This window comes from Persicimonas caeni, from assembly GCF_006517175.1.
GTDB lineage: Bacteria > Myxococcota_A > Bradymonadia > Bradymonadales > Bradymonadaceae > Persicimonas > Persicimonas caeni.
In genome coordinates this window covers 4,461,107-4,479,531 of the sequence record NZ_CP041186.1, presented here as the reverse complement: position 1 = coordinate 4,479,531, position 18,425 = coordinate 4,461,107, and the positions used below count along the sequence as shown (strand labels likewise).

At 64.6% G+C, this 18,425-nt stretch carries 15 protein-coding genes; 4 read left to right on the top strand and 11 right to left on the bottom strand.

Features of this window, described 5'->3' with window-relative positions; translation table 11 throughout:
- Positions 1–8 precede the first annotated feature (8 nt).
- From FIV42_RS16510 to FIV42_RS16500, 3 genes are read left to right on the top strand one after another with little or no spacing between them, the layout of a single operon-like run.
- Positions 9–755, top strand: a complete 747-nt coding sequence (locus FIV42_RS16510; protein ID WP_141198754.1) for a hypothetical protein — start codon at positions 9–11, stop codon at positions 753–755.
- On the top strand, positions 752–1,681 hold the full coding sequence (locus FIV42_RS16505; RefSeq protein WP_141198753.1) for a radical SAM protein: 930 nt from the start codon (positions 752–754) through the stop codon (positions 1,679–1,681). Before FIV42_RS16510 ends, FIV42_RS16505 begins: the two co-directional genes overlap by 4 nt.
- 5 nt (positions 1,682–1,686) lie before the next feature.
- Positions 1,687–2,607 (top strand): PLP-dependent aminotransferase family protein, encoded by a 921-nt coding sequence (locus FIV42_RS16500; RefSeq protein ID WP_141198752.1) that lies wholly within the window; start codon positions 1,687–1,689, stop codon positions 2,605–2,607.
- On the opposite strand, the gene FIV42_RS16495 is transcribed toward FIV42_RS16500, so the two are convergent.
- The gene (locus FIV42_RS16495) at positions 2,598–4,421 is read right to left on the bottom strand and encodes an ABC transporter ATP-binding protein (RefSeq protein ID WP_141198751.1); all 1,824 of its coding nucleotides are present in this window, start codon (positions 4,419–4,421) and stop codon (positions 2,598–2,600) included. The genes FIV42_RS16500 and FIV42_RS16495 overlap by 10 nt on opposite strands.
- A gap of 336 nt (positions 4,422–4,757) precedes the next feature.
- On the opposite strand from FIV42_RS16495, the gene FIV42_RS16490 reads away from it, so the two are divergent.
- On the top strand, positions 4,758–5,081 hold the full coding sequence (locus FIV42_RS16490) for a hypothetical protein (RefSeq protein WP_141198750.1): 324 nt from the start codon (positions 4,758–4,760) through the stop codon (positions 5,079–5,081).
- 39 nt (positions 5,082–5,120) lie between these two features.
- Here the strand turns inward: FIV42_RS16490 and FIV42_RS16485 are convergent, their stop codons facing one another.
- The 10 genes from FIV42_RS16485 to FIV42_RS16440 form a co-directional block, all read right to left on the bottom strand.
- Positions 5,121–5,786, bottom strand: a complete 666-nt coding sequence (locus tag FIV42_RS16485; RefSeq protein WP_141198749.1) for a hypothetical protein — start codon at positions 5,784–5,786, stop codon at positions 5,121–5,123.
- Between the two features lie 128 nt (positions 5,787–5,914).
- Positions 5,915–6,100 (bottom strand): hypothetical protein, encoded by a 186-nt coding sequence (locus FIV42_RS16480; protein ID WP_141198748.1) that lies wholly within the window; start codon positions 6,098–6,100, stop codon positions 5,915–5,917.
- 37 nt (positions 6,101–6,137) lie between these two features.
- Positions 6,138–8,240: an ATP-binding protein gene (locus FIV42_RS16475; RefSeq protein WP_168210704.1), complete on the bottom strand. Its 2,103-nt coding sequence runs from the start codon at positions 8,238–8,240 to the stop codon at positions 6,138–6,140.
- A gap of 18 nt (positions 8,241–8,258) precedes the next feature.
- Positions 8,259–9,896, bottom strand: a complete 1,638-nt coding sequence (locus FIV42_RS16470; RefSeq protein ID WP_141198746.1) for a contractile injection system tape measure protein — start codon at positions 9,894–9,896, stop codon at positions 8,259–8,261.
- Between the two features lie 142 nt (positions 9,897–10,038).
- Positions 10,039–10,620, bottom strand: a complete 582-nt coding sequence (locus FIV42_RS16465; protein WP_141198745.1) for a HEAT repeat domain-containing protein — start codon at positions 10,618–10,620, stop codon at positions 10,039–10,041.
- A 39-nt stretch (positions 10,621–10,659) separates the two neighbouring features.
- On the bottom strand, positions 10,660–11,397 hold the full coding sequence (locus tag FIV42_RS16460) for a hypothetical protein (RefSeq protein WP_141198744.1): 738 nt from the start codon (positions 11,395–11,397) through the stop codon (positions 10,660–10,662).
- Between the two features lie 63 nt (positions 11,398–11,460).
- Positions 11,461–12,324 (bottom strand): immunity 49 family protein, encoded by an 864-nt coding sequence (locus FIV42_RS16455; RefSeq protein ID WP_141198743.1) that lies wholly within the window; start codon positions 12,322–12,324, stop codon positions 11,461–11,463.
- Positions 12,325–12,330: 6 nt separating this feature from the next.
- A complete protein-coding gene (locus tag FIV42_RS16450; protein ID WP_141198742.1) occupies positions 12,331–16,497 on the bottom strand; it encodes a hypothetical protein in 4,167 nt (1,388 codons plus the stop codon).
- A gap of 172 nt (positions 16,498–16,669) precedes the next feature.
- Positions 16,670–17,815 carry a hypothetical protein gene (locus FIV42_RS16445; protein WP_141198741.1) on the bottom strand — a complete coding sequence of 382 codons (1,146 nt, stop codon included), beginning with the start codon at positions 17,813–17,815 and terminating at the stop codon, positions 16,670–16,672.
- Positions 17,816–17,922: 107 nt separating this feature from the next.
- Entirely contained in the window at positions 17,923–18,417 is a 495-nt protein-coding gene (locus FIV42_RS16440) for a HEAT repeat domain-containing protein (protein WP_141198740.1), read from the bottom strand.
- Between the last annotated feature and the right edge of the window lie 8 nt (positions 18,418–18,425).

Here is an 18,425-nt window from a genome sequence, read left to right as displayed (position 1 = left end):
CCAGACAGATGATCGAAACCGCACTCGACTACAACGGCAGCATTTCGGGGAGCCCCGACGGCAGCACGGCCGCCGAGCGCTACCCGAGCGACGACCTGAAGCGCTACCGCTATCACACCGGCGCCACGCTTCGGCCGCTGGCTCCCGACGAGCCGTGCCCGGTGCTCTTTCGCGATATCGGCTTCGAGGCGATGGTCACGTTCCTGCGCGGCGAGCTCACTCGCCTCGCAGGCCCGCTGACGCCGGTGACCTATATGCGCACGGCTGATTATGAGGAGCCCTACACCGACTACGAACAGATCGGCCGGCTCGTCTTCCTGCGCCCGCTGGCCGTGCAGCCGTGGCATTCGGGCGTCGACACGGTGTTCGTGAGCCGCGCGACGCGCATGATCGACCCGTCGCTCATCGGATTCGTCCCCGGCGACGTCGCGCTCGAAGACGCCGGCCGCATGCTCGCCGACGCGCGCGACACCTCCGACTTGCGCGACGCGTTCGGTGGGACGAGCTACGAGACGCAGCGCCGCCACGAACTCGCCCGGCTCGAGGCGCTGTGCGAGGAGTTCTGGGCCGCCGAAGAGAAGGCGCTGCCTCTAAGAAAGATGCTGCAGGGCGGCGACTACGAAAAGAGCATGCGCGCCCGGGAATTGATGGCGCGCCACGACATCGACGAAAACGACCTGTGCGCCGCCTGGCACCATGTGCCCCGTGAGCGTCGCGACCGCCTGGTCGCCGCGCTCGAGGAGTGTTCGCTTTGACGAGCGAGGCCGCCCAAGCCGAAGCACAGGTCGACGCCGACTGGGACGCCTGCTCCTTTTTGACGTGCAGCGTCTTGCCGGTGCGCATGGCGTGCAACCTCCACTGCCCGTTTTGCTTCTCGAAGTCGTCGGTGAGCGCGCTCGACGCCGACCGCGTCGACTGGCGGACGATGGACGTCGACGGCTACTACGCGTTCGCCAAAGCGCGCGGCGCCACGCGCCTGGTCATCACCGGCGGCGGCGAGCCCCTGCTTCGCCCCGACGACACCGTCTGGCTCGTCGGACGCGGGGCGCGCTACTTCGACGAGATCGCCTGCTTCACCAACGGCACGCTGCTGACCGCCGAACTCGCCGCACGGCTGCGAGACGCCGGTCTGAGCTACCTGTGCTGGTCGCGCCACCACCACGACGACGCGAAGAATCGCGCGCTGATGGGCGACGGCGCGCCGGCGCTGGCAGACTTTATGGAGCGCGCCGGCGACCTGACCATCCGGGCGACCTGCGTCATGACGCAAGGATGGGTCGAGACGCGCGACGACGTCTTCGACTATATCGACGCGCTGCGCCCCTTCGGCGTGCGCCAATTCACCTTCAAGCACACCTACACCGCCTACGAGCGCTCGGTCTTTCGAGGCTCGGGCGAAGACCTGTGGGCGGGCGAGCACCAGGTGGAGTTCGACCCCTTTTCGCACGGTGACCCTCTTTCTTACGAAGACAAGGGCGACGGCGAAGTCGTCCACGAGCTTCCCTGGGGCCCGAAGATCCGCCGCATCGACGACCTGCAAGTCTGCTATTACCACGAGCCGAGGCCGACATGGGAAAAGCGCCACAAGACCGCCCGTTCATGCAACCTGTTGTCCGACGGGCGAGTCTACGCCTCCCTGGAGGATCGTCAGAGCCTGTTGTACCGGGTCGAAAGCTCCTAGAAGCGGTGCTCGACGAGGGCGTCGAGCATTTTCGACCGCTCATGCCGATGGGCTACCAAACAGGCGCCGACGCGTACCGCAAGGCGGCCGAGGGCTTGAGCGCGGCGCACTTGAGCGACCACTACACCGAGGGGCTCGACTTCTTGCGCGGCGAATTCGGCGACTACTTGAAGGCGACCTTGGCCGAGCTGACCGGGGGCGCCTGGAAGCTCGACGACTGGAAGGTTTACGCGGCGGGAAGCGACGTCGACCTGATGACGCATCTGGTCGAGGCGGTGGCCGCCAGCGGGCAGCGCGTGCACCTGTTCCCGGGCGACTGGTACGGTTTTTTGGTCGGCTGCACCCGCGAAGACAATATCCACTTTGACGCGGACACGCCGGCCGAGCTCGCGTGTTTGTGCCTGCCGAGCGTGCGCAACGGCCAGTTGACCGACGAGATGGTCGACTTCTTGGGCCAATCGACGCATCGATTGCTCAATATCAACCTCTTCCCGACGCTCGACGCCCACGAGCGCCGCGGCGTGGCCGAGGCGCTCGCGCCCGTGCTCGACGGGTCCGTTCTGTCGGTGAGCTTCTCGCGCGGCTTCGGGCTGACCGCCTCGCAGCTCGGCGTCTTCTTGGTGCCCCCCGACCACCCGTACAACGAGCGCTTCGAGCGCCAGTGGAATTGGCTGACCTACTTTTACAACCAGCTCGCCGCGCGCGCCTTCATGGAGGTCGACATCGCCGCCATGCAGGCGGTCGACGCCGAGCGCCGCGCCTACGTGCACGACTGGCTCGAGCGCCACGACCTGCCGGTCGTCGAGACGGGCAGTTATTACGTCAAGGCGTTCCGGGTGGAGGACGAGATCCCCGAGGAGCTCGCGCCCCTCGTGCGCGGGGAGACGTCGAGGGTGCGGCTATGCTTCAAGCCGCCTCACCGATAACCCGCCGCCTGCAGGTTGAACAATCGCGCATACGTCCCGCCGAGCTCCATCAGCTCGGCGTGGCTGCCGAGCTCGGTGATCTCGCCGTGTTGCAGCACGGCGATGCGGTCGGCCATGCGCACCGTCGAGAAGCGGTGGCTGATGAGGATGGCGATCTGGTCGGTCGTCAGGTCTTTGATGCGCTCGAAGACCTCGGCCTCGGCGCTGGCGTCCATCGCCGAGGTGGGCTCGTCGAAGACCAGGATGTCGGCGCCGCGGCGCATGAACGCGCGGGCCAAGGCGATCTTTTGCCACTGGCCGCCCGACAGCTCGCGGCCGTCTTTGAACCAGCGGCCGAGCTGGGTGTGGTAGCCCTCGTCCATCTTCTCGATGAACGGCGCGGCCATGCCGCGCTCGCCGGCGTGCTCCCAGCGCTCCTCGTTTTCGAACTCCTCGACGTCGCCCACCCCGATATTCTCGCCGACCTTGAACTGGTAGCGAACGAAGTCCTGGAAGATCACGCCGATGCGCTCGTGCAGCTTGTCTCTGTCCCAGTCGCGAAGGTCGGTGCCGTCGAGCAGAATGCGCCCCTTCGACGGGTTGTACAGGCGGGTCAGCAGCTTGATGAGCGTGGTCTTGCCCGAGCCGTTCTCGCCGACGAGCGCGAGCTTTTGGCCCGGCGGTAGGTGCAGGTCGACGCCGCGCACCGCGAAGTCATCCTGGCCCGGATACGAGAACCAAACGTCCTCGAAGCGAAGCCCGTCGCTGGGCGCGTCGCCCACGAGCACGCCCTCGCCGGCGGCGGGCACCGGCTCGTCGAGCAGTTCGTACAGCGTCGACAGGTACAGGTTGTCCTCGTACATCCCGCCGACCGATTCCAGGCTGGCCGACACCGCCGACTGGCCCTGCTTGAAGAGCAGCAGGTACATCGTCATGTCGCCCAGGGTGATGTCGGTGTTGATGGTCGCCACGACCACCCACACGTACGCCCCGTAGAACGCTGCGGTGCTCAACAGCCCCAGCGTAAAGCCCCAGAACCCGCGCCGGAGCGTCAGGTCACGGTCTTCGCCGTAGACGAGCTCGAAGATGTCGCGGTAGCGGTCGAGCAGAAGCGGGCCCAGCCCGAAGAGCTTGACCTCTTTGGCGTAGTCCTCACGCGCCAGGACCGTCTCCAGATACATCTGCTTTCGCGACTCAGGCGAGCGCCAGCGAAACAGCCGGAACGCCTCGCCGGAGAATTTCGTCTCCACGAAAAAGGCCGGCAGGCCCGCCACGAGCAAGATGACCACGGCCCACGGCGAGAAGGTCCACAGCAGGCCGCCCACGCTGACGAGCGTGATGGCGTTTTGCACGAGCGAGAACGTGCGTTTGACCAGGCTCAACGGCCGCGACGACGCCTCACGGCGCGCGCGGGTGAGCTTGTCGTAAAACTCGCTGTCCTCGAACTGCGTCAGGTCGAGGGTGAGCGCCTTCTCGAGGATGAGCGTGTTGACCTTGTGGCCGAGCTGGGCGCGCAGGAGTGACTGGCACACCGACAGCCCGCGCTGCGCGGCGGCCATGACCATGACGAGCGCGGCTTCGAGGCCGACGTACCAGAACGCGAGCGTGCGGTCGGCCGCCGCGCCCGTCGCCGCCGCCTCGATCACCTGGTCGACGATGAGCTTGCCCACATACGAGATGCCCGCCGGCAACACACCGGCGATGAGCGTGAGCACGCCGAGCAACACCGTCAGCTTCTTGCTCGTCGACCAGACGAGCTCGAGGGCATGCCCGCTATACTTGAAGACGCTCAGGTAGCGCTCGAGGAAGCTCGCGTCTTCGCGGGTGTGTTGGATTGGGCGTGTGGTGACATAGGCGCAGGGGGGTTCTCAAACAGAACAGAAGCAGTGGTCAATCAACGCGCGGGGGTCGACGGCTATTCTGGAAGACGTGCGACGAGTCGATGGCGGTTCAGGGATTGGGAGCCGATTAGAAACCGAGTTGCCACAATGGCACGCCGCCCTCTTTTCGCACGACAATCTGTCAATAGCGAGCCTTCGATGGACCGCCGCTTCGCCATCATGTCAATCCGAATAACCGCCGAATAAGACCCGCGAAGGGCCCTGTTTTATCAGGTGCAGCGTCGAAAACACTTCAGACCAGCGCACCGACACGCAACAGGAGCTACGCCCATGAAATGCAAGCAATGCGGCCATCGCTATCAACTCACGTCGGGAGGCACGGGCTGGTCCGACCCACCCGGCCACTTTTTCTTTGCCGGCCATGCCATGATGGTCAACGCCGGGGTGGCCACCGCCGTGGGCATATTTGGCCCCGGATTGTCGACCGACTCGGGCTTCTTTCTCTACACGATGGCAGGCGTGTTGATCGGAGGGGCGTTCTTGGCGTTCTTCATCAGCGCCACGGTCGCCCTGCTCGACCAATACCGCTATGGCAGTTGGCCGCGCTGCTCCGAGTGCGACCACGAACAGGTGCCCCGGCCGTGGTCGATTTGACCCGCCCAACTCTGCGGCGAGTCGCTACTGAGGCGCCCCCTAGTCCATACTCGCGCAGTGGGTCGCCACGAGCCGCCCGCTCAACTCGCCGCCGTCGAAGCTCGCCTGCACGTCGAGCGCGACGACGCCGTCTTCGTCCCGGGTGCCCGCGGCGACGAGCGAGGTGTCAACGTTGGCGGCCACCGGCGTGAGCGAGGCCGAGGTCGCCCGCGCGAAGGGCTCCTGGCCCAAGAAGCGCCCGTCGTAGTCCAGAAAGGTCACCGCCACGCCATCGTCCGCCTTCGTGAGCGTCCCCTCGCCGATGGGCGCGACCAGACCGGTGACAATGAGCGACCAGTCGGGCGTCGGTGAGTCTTGCTGCGGGCAGCCGTCGAAGCCGCCCTCGATGGCCTCGATGTAGACCTCCCACTCACCGCTGTCGGCGACCTCGGGGGCGGTCAGCCCGTAGACCGCCCGTTCGATCGGGCCGGTGGTGTCGCCGAACGCGACCGTCAGCGCGTGCTCGCGGCAGGCGCCTTCGCAGGTGGCGGGCAATCCGTCGGTCGAGTTCGTGTCGTGCGAGTTCGTGTCGTGCGAGTTCGTGTCGGCGAGGGCGACGTCGGCATCGGCGTCGGCGGTGTTGTCGGTCGAGTCGTCGTCGCAGGCGACCGTCGTCGCGAGCAGCAAAGCAAGCGTGGCGAGGACGAGTGGGCGGCTGTGGATCATCAGATACTCCATGGGGTCGGTATTCTACTTGCGATGCGACCATAATTCAGGAATCGGAACCTCGACCACCGGCGCGACCCCGTGGTCGACGTGGGCTTCCTCAACCATGGTCGATTCGAAGCCCCCTCTCAATGCTGCGACACACACTCGAACGTCCCGTCGGGTTTCATGTTGCACACGCCGAGCTTGCCGCCGCCCATGCGGCACTGCTGGCCGATTTTCTCGCAAACATCGACGGGGCCGGAGACTTCGTTCGGCTGCGGGCAGCCGGCGAGCAGAACAGCGGCGACCAGGCTGATGAGTAGACGTGTCATTGGCATCCTCGGTGACGATCTCGTGTTCTTGGGGAAGCTACGAAGCGTCGACCAGTTCGAAATATTCGCCGAATTCGGAGGGCACGATCGCTCGCTCGTTCTTGGTCAACTCCCGGGCGACCGCACTTACCAGATGACGCATGCCGACGGCCTCGCCTTCGTCGGCGGCGGCAAACGCGGCGTCGACCACGCAGTTTTTAATATGACCGCCGGTCAACGAGAAAGCGCGCGCCAGGAAACCGACGTCGATCGTATCGTCCTGAGGCAAGCTCTCCTGCAGAAATCCTTGCCAGATCCGTCGACGATCGGACTGACTGGGCAGGGGGAACTCCACCGAAAACTGGATGCGCCGCAAGAACGCTTCGTCGAGGTTCTTCTTGAGGTTGGTCGCCAAAATCGCCACCCCGTCGTACTCCTCCATGCGCTGGAGCAGATAGCCCACTTCGATATTGGCGTAGCGGTCGTGGGCGTCACGCACCTCCGAGCGCTTGCCGAAGATGGCGTCGGCCTCGTCGAAGAAGAGCACGGCATTGGCCGCGTCGGCGGCTTCGAAGACCCGGTCGAGGTTCTTCTCGGTCTCTCCGATATATTTGCTCACGATCTGGGACAAGTCGACGCGGAACATCTCCAGGTGAAGTTGCGCGGACAAGATGCCGGCGGCCATCGTCTTGCCGGTGCCCGACGGGCCGAAAAACAGGGCAGTGAGACCGCGGCCCAACTGAACCCGTCGGCGAAGCCCCCACTGGTCGTGGACCGTGGCGCGATGCGCCATCCATGCCTCCATGCGTCGCAGTTGGGACTTGCTGCGCTGCGGGAGCACCAGATCGTCCCATCCGTGGATCGTGCGCACACGCTTGGCCAATCCCGCCATGGCGTGCTGGCATTCGAGACGCGCGGCCTCGAACAACGCTTCGAGTTCGATGGCGTCGGCCCACGACACGCGCTGGGCCGCCGAGCGCACCTGCGCCCACGAGAGCTTGAAGCGATCGGCGAGCGAGGTGAGGTCGGCCGCCTCGCCCAATTCCGCCTCGCCCAATTCCGCCTCAACAAGCGCCGCCTGCCACCAGCGGCGGCGAATCGCCGCGTCGGCGGCGTCGATGCGTCCACGCCGCAGCCCGCCGGCACACGCTCCGAGCACATCCGAGCGAGGGTGCCGACACGACACCAGTACCAGCGGAGTGCTCCTGGGGGCCGCGAGCAGGTGCATGAAGACGGGCTCGAGGCGCTCCTGCTCGAACTGCTCGGCGCGCAGCCACACCATTGCCCGACCGCGAAGCCGGGCGTCTCGCACCAGACGCCGCGTGGCCTCCAGCGGGTCGGCGTGCACCGTCAGCAGACCGGCGTCGACCACCAAGGCGTCCGTGGTGTGGGTACTGGCGTCCAAATGCGCCAGCGCCGCGTGAGGATCGTCGACGACCAACGAGATCACGTCGGTTCGCGCTGCTGACGCCACGACTTCGTGCGCCGGGCCATCGAGCGGCGGCAGCGCGCCGACCTCGACGCACAGCCCGTCGACCATCGGGTCGAGCTCGTCGCGTCCGACGAGCCAATCGGCCACGGCCGGCGCCACCTCGATGGGCGCAGCAGCGTCGACGCCCTGCTCGTCGTCCCCGCCCAGGCGAACCAGCCGGTGGCGGCGAAGCGGCGCGTGCGCGGCGAGCTCGGCCCGATGGGCCAACTGCTCGGCCATGCCCTGCGAGAAGAGGCGGTGAGCGAGTCCCACCGTCGGCCCTCGGTCGCCCCCTCCAGCCAAGTGCATCAGGGGCACGAGCTCGGGGGCGAGCTGGGCGGCGAGCGCCAGCATCAAAACGTCCTCGGCAAACGGCGCCAGGTCGAACTCGGCGCAGAGCCGCACAAAGCGCGGCGGCTCGTCCATCGCCGCGGCGCGCTCCCGATGCCTACGCACAGTGGCGTCGAGCGCACCTTCGGCGCCGGCCTGACGGACCTCGCTCAACCAACCGGCCAGGGTGCCGATGATCGCCGCCAGCTCGCCCTCTTTCTCACCCGCCTCGTCGGCGTGGGCCGCGAGCTCCTGCTGCTGGCCGTCGGCAGTGTCCGCTCGAATGCTCTGCTCGAGCCGCCGCGTCAGACACTCGATTGCCCCCTGCCAATACTCTGCTTCATCTCGATATACGTCCAACATCCCACTCCGCATCTATCAACCAACGGTGATCGTCAACGAACGATCGAGCCAAGGCAGACGCCGCTCATCGGGCAGCACGGCCATACGCAGCACCACGCCGAGTGGTCCGCCGTCGAGGCGTACCTCGAGCGCGTCTTCGTCGCCGACAACCGCTCCCGGCTGGGCCAAAAAGGTGCGCGACAAATACGACACGCTCGACGCCTCGAAGCGCGGCAGCGTGCGCGCAAAGCGCCGGGCGGCGGCGAGCGTGACCTTCGACAACGCCTCGTCGAGGGGCTCGGTCAGCCAAGGGTAGCCGAGGCGGCGGCCGAGCCAAAGAAAGTCGGCCGTCTCTTCGTCGGGCGCCTCGAGCTTTTCGGCCCACCCCAGCGGCGGGTTGTCGGCGGCCACCTCGGCGCGCGCGTCGGCCTTGGGCGGCTCCGGCAGGCCTGCAAACGCTGCCAGCGCTGCGTCGTCGAGGCGCAAGGCGGCCGTCTTGCCTCCGAGCAGCTTGGTGCCCACCGCGTACAGCCATCGACGTGCCATCGCCTCTCCGACCGCTTCGACCCAGACCGGCCACACCTCGAGGTTGGCCAACGGCGCGGCCACCAAAAAGATGGCGGCGTGCGCGCTTTGAAACGAACGGGCGCTCGTCTCGTTCGGCTCGCCCGACGCCTCGACTGATGACTCGGGAGCGGGGGGCGCCGACCGTTCGCTCGACGCCCGAGCGAGCGCCGCGAGCGCTTCGACACGCCGTGGATGCCCGAGCGCCTCAGTCAGCCAGCCGACCACCGGCGCGGCCCACGACTCGGTCGCTATCGCCGCGGCGGCCGCCTCGACTCTGCCATCGATGAGCATCCGCAGCGCCTTGGGCGAGCGCCGCGCCAATCGCTGCAGCGTGGCGACCGCGTGGGCGAGCCGCCAGGCTATCTGCGGGCGCTGGCCGGGCGAGCCATCAGACGACTCGACCGACAGCGCCGCCACAAAGAGCCGCCACCGGTTGCGCGCCTCGGCGTCGCGGCTCGCATCCTTCTCGAGGGAGACGCTACCAAGCCAGTCGCCGACGGCCGACGGCAGCCGCGACGGCGGCGGCGGATAGAAGGTCAGGCCCAGCGCGTCGATGAGCCGGCGCGACTGGCGGTCAGTCCAACGGGCGACCAACCTCTCGAGATGCCCCGAGCCGGCCAGCTCGACGAGCGACTCGACGATCCACGCCGGCCGCACGCCCAGCAACTCGACGGTCACGTCGGCCGCCGGCAGCGACTGCAGGTGTCGAAACTCTTCGTAATACCACCGACCGTGGGCGCGCCCGTCGATCAGGTCGCGCAAAAAGGCGACCACGAAGGCGCGCGCCGACTCGAAGCGCCGCACGTCCTCGCTCGCCCCGCCCGAGGCCATCGCCTCGCCGAGCGCTCGCGCCAGGGCCTGCCCCCACAGATCGGCGATCTCGGCGTCGCTCATGCCCTTGGCGTCGACGCAAATGTCGAGATGGACGTGGCGAACGCGCCACAGCGCCCCGTCATCGGGCAGCGCGTCGAGCGCCTCGGCGCACGCCTCGACCAGTCGGCCGCCGGCGAGCTTGGTCAAACGCTGGCGGGTGCCGGCGGCGTCGTCCATGCCCTCGGGCAGGTGAAACCGGCAGTCCAACGCGCGGATGTCGACATCGATAGACATGAGCCCCTCTGTATCATGCAATGAACTCGCCGCGCACCAAACACAGACACGAAAGTGTCTGGTGATTCGGAGGGAGTGCATCCGCTGCGGCGAACCTCGCCGTCGGGATCGCCGCCTCACAACTCCTGAACCACTGTCACTCTTACGACAGTTCTCGTATCCCATCCGCCACAAACTGAGCCGCCTGCCGTACCTGCTCGTCGTCGTCTGCGTTGGCGACGTCGTCGAGGAGCCCAATAAAGCCGGGATGGCCGAGGTACCCCATCGAATCGACCGCAGCCAACCTGACCGCCGGGGATTTGTGTTCGAGATACTCTTCGAGCGCGCTGCGCTCGCGGCGGGACATGTCGTAGAGCCGTCCCATGGTCCATCGACGCAAACTCGCGGACAACGCCTCGGCCGAAGACGCCCGCTCGACTGCTCTCCACAACTCCTGCTCCGACCATACGTCGAGACGCTTGGCCAATTGGCGCGCGGTCTTCTTCGCGCGCCGTCCTTTGGTGACCAGCACGTTCAAATCGAGCGACGTATCTTCAATCAAGATGATGGCCGTCGTCTCCTCTCGATCGACCCATACTCGATTGAAGAAGATTCCTTGTTCGGGAACGGCCTCGTAATCTTCCGTCCAATCGAAGTCGAGAGCGTTGGCTGCAGCGAGCACGTCTGCACGCGTCACTTCTGGCTTGAGGATCAATGTACGTTGAGTCTCATCGGAAGGTGTCATGACGTTAATCTCTCTCTAAGAACCCGAACACGAGTTGTTTTAGGCGAATATTGCCTGTCTCCCACAGGATTCGTGCGCGGTCACGTAGTCTTCCTGAAACACCGTAGAAGCGTTGCATATACCGCAAAACCGCACGCTTGAACGCGCGCTCATCCAAAGCCACCAGTTGCTGTCCGAAGAGGTCACCCACGCGCTCCAAGAAGGCCTCTTCTCGCCGACGGATCTCATCTCGGAGGCCGGGAGTCGTCTTTCCCTTCGAGAGATACCGGTCGAACTCTCTCCTGCGTTCGTCGTCCTCGATGCTCGGACCGAGGTCGAAGCCGTGATGGCGAACCTGGCGAGCTGCACGCTGATAGCCACCCATCGTAAATGGTAGCGCCCCTCCCTTGCCTTGAAGGCGCGCTGGACGCGCGCAAAGATCGGCCCCAGCCCGGGGATATTGCTCAAGAAGTCGGCCGCGCCGTCGAGCCCGCGCATCAGCAGGCCCTTGGCCGGCCTGAACGCCTTCTGGATGACCAGGACGACGTCGTCGACCTTGTTCAAAAGCTTGGCGGCCAGCTTGATGAACGGCTTGGCGGCGGTCACCGCCCCCCAGCCTCCCATCGACACGATGATCAGGATGACCTCGAGCAAGATCATGCCCACCAACTTGCCGAAGTTGTAGCCTAGGTCCCAATCGGACATCGACAGCAGGCCGAGCAGGCCCTCGAGCATCTTCTCGCCGCCCGATTTGGCCAGCCCATTGATCTTGGCGGTGGCCGAGTCGAGCAGCGCCATGATCCGCTCGAGCGGGTTGGGGCCACGAAGGGCTCACCATGCAAAGGCTCGCGTTGTGCGCGCTCAGTCCTGTTGGGCAACCTCGCCGCGCACAAGCCAGCCGGGGATATAGTCCGACTCGACCTGAATCTCGATGTCTTGCTCGTAGGCGAGCGCGGCCATACTGCACAATTCGAGCGCCAGGATGCCTTCGATATCGTCAGCGCGATCGGCGGTTTCGCTTCCCCAGTATGCCTTGTGCAACTCGAGCGCCTTCACAAGGGCGTCGTTGAACGCCTTCTGGTCATGCTCGAGCAGTCGGAAAAAGACCTCCATCCACGGCACTGCGCGATGCAAAACCGCGTCGGGATTGGCCATCACCAAGCGCTCAGGTTCGGTCAACTCCATCGCCTCGGCCAAGTACATCGCCGTGTTCGGATCACCGGCCCAATAGCCGCGAAGTGCCTCGACGAACGGGTAAAAGAACGGCTCGGAGGTCACGCCCGGTGCCTGTCGGAGTTGGTCCGTCGTGAATGTGCAGAGCAAGTCCATCAATTCACGATCACGCAGAATCGCTGCCAGGTGAAACCCCGTCTGCCACGTTCCGTCGTGGGTCAGCGCGTTGATGCCGGTCGCCTCGAACACCACGGGGGCGCCTCCATCGCCAAGCTCAACCTCGACAGTGCCCTCTTCCTTTTGAGCACAGTGGTACAAACCCGCAATCGCGCGCGCTGCAGATATGAAACACATGCGGATTTCAGGGGCTTTGGGATCCAACACGGATTGAAACGCGGCAAGACTACGCGCCTCGTGTTGGATTGAATTCAATGATGTGAGTCGGGGAATCTGCCGAATAATGGAAAAGGAGTCGTCGAGCATTTCTGATAACTCTTCCACTTCAAGTTCCGCCAGCCAAACTCGGTTCTGATGTCGATCGATTCTCGCCATAAGTTGCTACTCCATCATTGTCAGATCAAACTCGCCTATCTCAATCTCTAGTTCTGGAAGCAGTCCCTTCTCGATCTCGTCGAGTGTTCGGGCTGGCCTATTTTTCTTAAAACCAGCCCGGATCTGCAGGTACGCAAGCTGACCCTGCTTTTCGGCACGCGTCAAATCGCGAACCACCCTTCTCAACTCTCTGCCTTGCTTCTTGCGGAGATGGTCCGTCGAGTCGAGCAACTTGGTCGACTTACCCTTCATTTCCTCTAGAACAATATCTTTATATCCCGGATGCCCTTGCTCGTACCTCTTAAATCCGCCTGCTCCCATGCGCGATCCTCTTCCGGCAGCCCCCCCCTTGGCCTCGGGGATCACCCGAATAGGCGGCTCGCCTTTACGAGGCACGATCTCCCAGATCTGGTCGAACTCCCCGGGCTTTCCGACCTCATAGGGGTTGCCCACAATGCGCTTGACGCTGTGCAACTTGTCGAGGTCGGCGGGCACCCGCCCGGTCGCCTTGAGCCAGTCGAGCGCATGATCCTTGATCCATGCCTCGGTGCCAAGTTCTCCTAACTTCTCACTGGCTCGTTGAACGCGCCAGGAGTACTTCTTTGCCTCGGCGTCCAGGCCTCGCTCCTTGTGCAAGTCGCGCAGTCGGCGGGCCTTCTCACGGTCCTCGAGAATTTTCTCGAATTTCCTTTTGACCGACTCGGGAATCGGGAACTTCCGAGAGGTTTCGCCGTTCGGACCCACCGGGCGAAACTTGGCCTTTTCGACCGGCAACTCGCCTTTGAACTCGGCGGGGACCTTCAGGCTGCCCGACTCGGGGTTGAGACGCTGGCCGGCACGATAGTTCTTGCGAATATCGCCCACCGACAGCGTCGACTTGGGGTAGCGGCTCAGATAGTCGGCGACGAATTGGTTTTCCGACACGTTCTTCCAATTGCCCGCCGACATCGGCGGCTTGATCGAGCGGGCCAGCACCTCCGAGCGCATCTCGCCGACCCTACTTAGCCCGAACTTGTCGACCGCCTTTTTGACGTCCTCGGCGCGGATACCCAGTTCGGAGTAATCTCGCCAGAATCCCTTACCCAGCGCGCCCTCGAGCTTTGCGAGCTCCTCGGTCGAGAACGTATTAACATAGGACTCCCGTGCGGCGAATTTTTGGAACCCACTCGCCTCGCGCGCCTTTCGGCTCTCGGCGACATGCGCTTCGACTCTTTCGGTGTAGCTGCCGACGCGGGTTTTGCTGGCGATCATCCAAATTGAGTATCGGCCGTCGCCAGCTTCGGCCTCGGCGCGGAAGTCCTTGATCCAGGGGTACGGCTTGCGAAGCAGTTGAAGCGCCGCCAGGGCTTGCTCGACGGGGCGGTCGGCTGCATCGAAAGAGGCCTCGATGGCGCGCGCTTCCAAAAGGGCCTTCTGCTTTTCAGCAGCATCCGGTCGGCGACGAGGGCGCTTTGACTTCTGACCAGACGAGGGCGCATCGGGCGCCTTCGAAGCGCTGGGCACGTCGGGCTTGCGGGCCGCCGCCGGCGCCCCGCCACGCCCCACCGGCGGCGCGTCGGGCACCTCGTCGCCGTAGCGCAGCATCGCCTTGAAGGCGCGCTGGACGCGCGCGAAGATCGGCCCGAGCCCGGGGATATTGCTCAAGAAGTCGGCCGCGCCGTCGAGCCCGCGCATCAGCAGACCTTTGGCGGGCTTGAACGCCTTCTGGATGACCAGGACGACGTCGTCGACCTTGTTCAAAAGCTTGGCGGCCAGCTTGATGAACGGCTTGGCGGCAGTCACCGCCCCCCAGCCTCCCATCGACACGATGATCAGGATGACCTCAAGCAAGATCATGCCCACCAGCTTGCCGAAGTTGTAGCCCAGGTCCCAGTCGGACATCGACAGCAGGCCGAACAGCCCCTCGAGCATCTTTTCGCCGCCGGATTTGGCCAGCCCCTTGATCTTGGCGGTGGCCGAGTCGAGCAGCGCCATGATGCGCTCGAGCGGGTTGGGCGGGTCGGCGTCGCGCAGCGTCTCTTCGAGCTTCTGCGCGTCGCCCCCGGTGCTCTGGTTTTCCGCTGCGGCCTGCATCACCGCGGCCCGGGTGGCGGCCGAGGGCTGCGGCGGCCACTGCTGCGCCTGTGAGTCCGCCGTCGCTCCCTGCATGCCGGCAAAGCCGCTCGCACCTGCCGCAGCCGCCGCGCCCGACGCTCCCGGTGACCCATTGGGTGATAACATCGAGCCGAACATCTTCGCCAACCACGCGACCGCTTTGACCGCAATTCGGATGATCTCGAAGATCAAGATGATCGGATCGAGGATCCCCTCGACGATGCCCACGAGCACGCCCACCAGGAACCCGCCGATGAAGGCGATGCCGCCGCCGGTCAACAGGTGCGCGGCCCGGTTGCTCATCGTGATGAGCTCTTCGGCCTCTTTGCCGGCTTCGCCCGACTTGCCCGCGGCGTCGGCGCGACGCTTGATCTCCTCGAAGAAGCCGAGCATCGCGTATTTGATGAATAGCTGGATCGGCCCGGCCATCAACAGGCCCTCGGGCATAGATGTGATCGCCAGAATGCACAGCCGCGCGATGAAGCCGATGACCGGAGGCTTCAGGTCGTCCGGAAGCAAGAGCCAGATCGCCGCGGTGAGCACCACCGGGGCGAGCAACGGGTTGGAGACCACCACGAGGAGCTTGACCAAGAACGACAAGATCGGCTCGAGCAGCGCGGCCACCGCCCGAATCATATCGAGCGCGGCGGCGACGAGCTCCTCGAAGAACTCGTCGCTCCACGACGCCACCTTGCGGCACTGCTCGGCCATCCACTCGAAGATGATCGCAATCGCCCGGAAGCATCCCTCGATGCCCAGCTTGCCCATGAACCCTTCGATGGTCTCGATGACGCCTTTCAACGCGCCGGAGACCGTCGACAACACCGAGCCCAACACCCCGGCGACCCCACGCAGCATCTCGAGGACCTGCGGCAGAACCTCCTCGGTGATGTAGTCGAGCGAGTCCTTCAAGATCGCGGCGAAGTCGAGGTCCGACCACCACGACTTGAGCTGCTCCCAGTACACCCCGAACTCGTCGTACAGTGTTTGGATCATCCCCAGCGGGGTGAACGGATACAGAATCCGCCCCAACTCCTGGATTTTTTCGATCCAGGCCGACAGCCCGAGCATCTCGTCGACCGTCTTCCACAGGGCCACGGCCTGCTCGACCAGCCAATTCCACAGCCCGGTGACGCCTTCGACGGCCAGGTCGAACAGATCTTTGATCCAGCCCCATACTTTCTTGACCGCCGGGCCGATCAGGTCCCACAGCGGCTTGGCCAGCGCCTTGAGGCTGTCCCAGACGCCCTGGATAAAGTCGCCCACGTTGCTGGCCACATCGTTCCACCAGCGCCGCGACTCCTCCTGGTCCTTTTCGACCTGCTCGGTCATCTTGTCGAGCCAGGGGTTGATATACTCGACCAAAAACTCGACATACGGCCGGAACGCCTCGCCCAGCGCCTTGCCCGACTGCTCGACCATCGCGTCGATGGCCGCCGTCATCGCCTTGGCGCTCTTGGCCATGCGCTCGAAGAACGGCTTGATGCCGTCGACGCCCTCCCATTGCTCGGTGCGCGCCTTGACCCAGTCGGCCACCCCGTCGCACATCGCCTCGACCAGCGGGTTGTTCAGCGGCGAGGCCTCCGCGATGGTCTTCATGAACGGGACCAGCCCGGGCACGATCGTCTCGGCCAGGTAGTCCACGCCCTGCTGGGCAAGGCCGCCGAGCCAAGAGCCGAAATTCGACACACCTTCGACGATCCCCGAGCCCACGTCCGAGAGCATGTCGAGCCCGTCCTGGGCCAGCCCGCCGATATCGTCGAGGATGCTCCGGCTCTCGGAGCCGCTCCCCGAGAACATATTCTTGGCCAGCGCCTTGGCGACGGTCGTCTTGACGGTGTTATTGCCGGGTGCCCGCAGGGCGCGGGCGGTGGCATCGGTCTGGGGAAGACCGACCTGGCGGATGAGCCGCTGGTACAACGCAGGGAGCTCCGCAAAACGCACGTCGGCGCCTGGGTCGCGACTTTGCGACGCGCTCGACTTGCGACGCTGCGTCTTCGCGCCCATGCCCAACGAGGGCTTCGAAGCGCGCGTCGTGTCGCGCCCCTGAGCGCTCTGCCTTGCCGTTGCTGTGGTCACCCCGCCCCTGTCCTCACGCTCGAGTCGGGGGCGCTCTCATCATCTATCCAATACAACATCGTCGGCGCCCCTGGCCCCACACATCAAGCAATATCCGTAAGCGCAAAAGTGTACTTCATAGACGACAGGCGAACAAGGCGTCGCATCGCGATGGATGAGTGCACGAAAACACTCAGTCCGGTTCAGCCCTTCGCAGGCGCTCGAGCTTCGACAAATAGCGATCTAAGACATCCCGCGCTTGCCGACGAAGCTTGGGTCGCCGTTCCTCAGCCAGTCGGTCGCCGATGGCCCGGGCGAGCCGATCCTCCCAACAGTAGTCGAGCGCGGTGATTGCTGCATATGCCTCGTCAAACTCGGGTGAGCTCACCAAGCTGACCAGAAGGTCGATGGCATCCTTCGGCGCTCGGCGAGGCTCGAGGGCACAGATGAGTTGGCGAAGGTAGGAGAACCGCTGTTCTAGGTCACGCGCGGACGCGGACTGGTACGCCTCGAGGAGCTCGTCGGCTGAAGTGACTTCAGCTGCCTCTAGCAATTTGGCGACTCGCCTCGTCTGGTCCCCGCGGATGACCAAGAAAGCGACCCCCATGATTGGGTCATCAACAAAGGCCACCTGCACTTGGCTGGCGGGATCTGTCCAGAACTCCGATCGAGCCTCAAAGCCATGGGCAGTATGAGTCGAGCCGTCCCATACCATTCCAACATCTTGGGCCAGCACTGCAAAGTCATCTGCGTGGATGTCCTGATCACGAAACACCGCGCGCCGCTGCTTGATTGATGTGTCGTCGATGTTCGAGGTGTCGAAATGCCGGAAACGCCTCGGGACCTCGAAGCGAGGTTCCTCCGCCCGGTCCAGCGCCAACCGAGCGGCGCGCCGAACCGAGTCACACGGGTCCGCATCAGCGATGGTCTCGAGCTCGGGTTGGAGCTTCGCCGTGGTCGCCACGGAGGAAACGCCCTCGATCAGCCCCCGTGCCATTGCTTCGCGCACCAGTGGATCATCATCACTGAGAAGCCTTCGAGCGGCCTCAATCCACGCCTCCTCAGGGGATTCAGGAGCAGCTCGTGCCAGCAAGAACGGCGCTGCACGACGATGCTCTGTGGAACGCGTAGCTCGCTCGACCCACGCGAGCACACCGGCAGTGTCGAGCCAGTCGCCATGGCTGGTGATCGACGCTTGCGCCGTGGCGGCCTCGGGACCTTCGAGGTGTCCCCACCACAAGTCGGCCTGCGGCTCAAAGATCACCGTCAGCATCGCGTCCCAGTCATCCAAGTCGAAGGTCAAGAGCAACGGAAGGCCAAGCTCTTCGTCGGGCTCCATGGACTCGACACACCTCAAGCCCCCGGCGTTCATCACCTTGCGCAACTCAGCCTCTCCAGCGCCTCCAAACGGGGGGTCAGGAAAGAGGCGAATATTGGTTGGGACCCTCATGGGATGATCTCCGCCTTTGGGCCTTCTCTCCAATGAAGCACCTTGCTCGCATCTTCGCGAACCTCGGCATTGGGGTCATCGCGCTCCATTCGACGCACCTCGTCCCACAACTGCGGCCAGCCTGGATCGCTCACATCGCCGACCCAGCGGATCGAAGCACACGCACATTGGCGCACCATCGGGTCGTCGTGTTCCAAGTACTGCAGGAACAGCGAAAGCCACTTCGGCTCGGGCTCGTTGGGAGCATGAAAGGCAAGTAATCCAACATCGAGGTCGGCCTCGAGCGTGCCGATGCTGGTTTCGGCGCGCTCAAAGGCCTCTTCGGCAGTCATCAGAGGCAGATATTCCGCCAGCGAGTCTATGACCGAGGCCTCCGCACGAAACAGTCCCGCCCACAAGTTGAAGCTATACTCGTAAAGCGTAACGACCCGCTCAGAAGCCAGACGCCGAAGCCGAATCACGGTGGGAATGTCCTCGAGTCGGTTCCCCATGGAAGTAT

What these genes read in the sequence shown, in the direction of transcription:
- FIV42_RS16490 (WP_141198750.1), top strand. Translation starts at nt 4,758, where the DNA reads ATGAAATGCAAGCAATGCGGCCATCGCTATCAACTCACGTCGGGAGGC.
- FIV42_RS16445 (WP_141198741.1), bottom strand. Translation starts at nt 17,815, where the DNA reads ATGGAGCCCGACGAAGAGCTTGGCCTTCCGTTGCTCTTGACCTTCGAC.
- FIV42_RS16485 (WP_141198749.1), bottom strand. Translation starts at nt 5,786, where the DNA reads ATGATCCACAGCCGCCCACTCGTCCTCGCCACGCTTGCTTTGCTGCTC.
- FIV42_RS16480 (WP_141198748.1), bottom strand. Translation starts at nt 6,100, where the DNA reads ATGACACGTCTACTCATCAGCCTGGTCGCCGCTGTTCTGCTCGCCGGC.
- FIV42_RS16470 (WP_141198746.1), bottom strand. Translation starts at nt 9,896, where the DNA reads ATGTCTATCGATGTCGACATCCGCGCGTTGGACTGCCGGTTTCACCTG.
- FIV42_RS16460 (WP_141198744.1), bottom strand. Translation starts at nt 11,397, where the DNA reads ATGGCGCTGCTCGACTCGGCCACCGCCAAGATCAATGGGCTGGCCAAA.
- FIV42_RS16465 (WP_141198745.1), bottom strand. Translation starts at nt 10,620, where the DNA reads ATGACACCTTCCGATGAGACTCAACGTACATTGATCCTCAAGCCAGAA.
- FIV42_RS16440 (WP_141198740.1), bottom strand. Translation starts at nt 18,417, where the DNA reads ATGGGGAACCGACTCGAGGACATTCCCACCGTGATTCGGCTTCGGCGT.
- FIV42_RS16455 (WP_141198743.1), bottom strand. Translation starts at nt 12,324, where the DNA reads ATGGCGAGAATCGATCGACATCAGAACCGAGTTTGGCTGGCGGAACTT.
- FIV42_RS16510 (WP_141198754.1), top strand. Translation starts at nt 9, where the DNA reads ATGATCGAAACCGCACTCGACTACAACGGCAGCATTTCGGGGAGCCCC.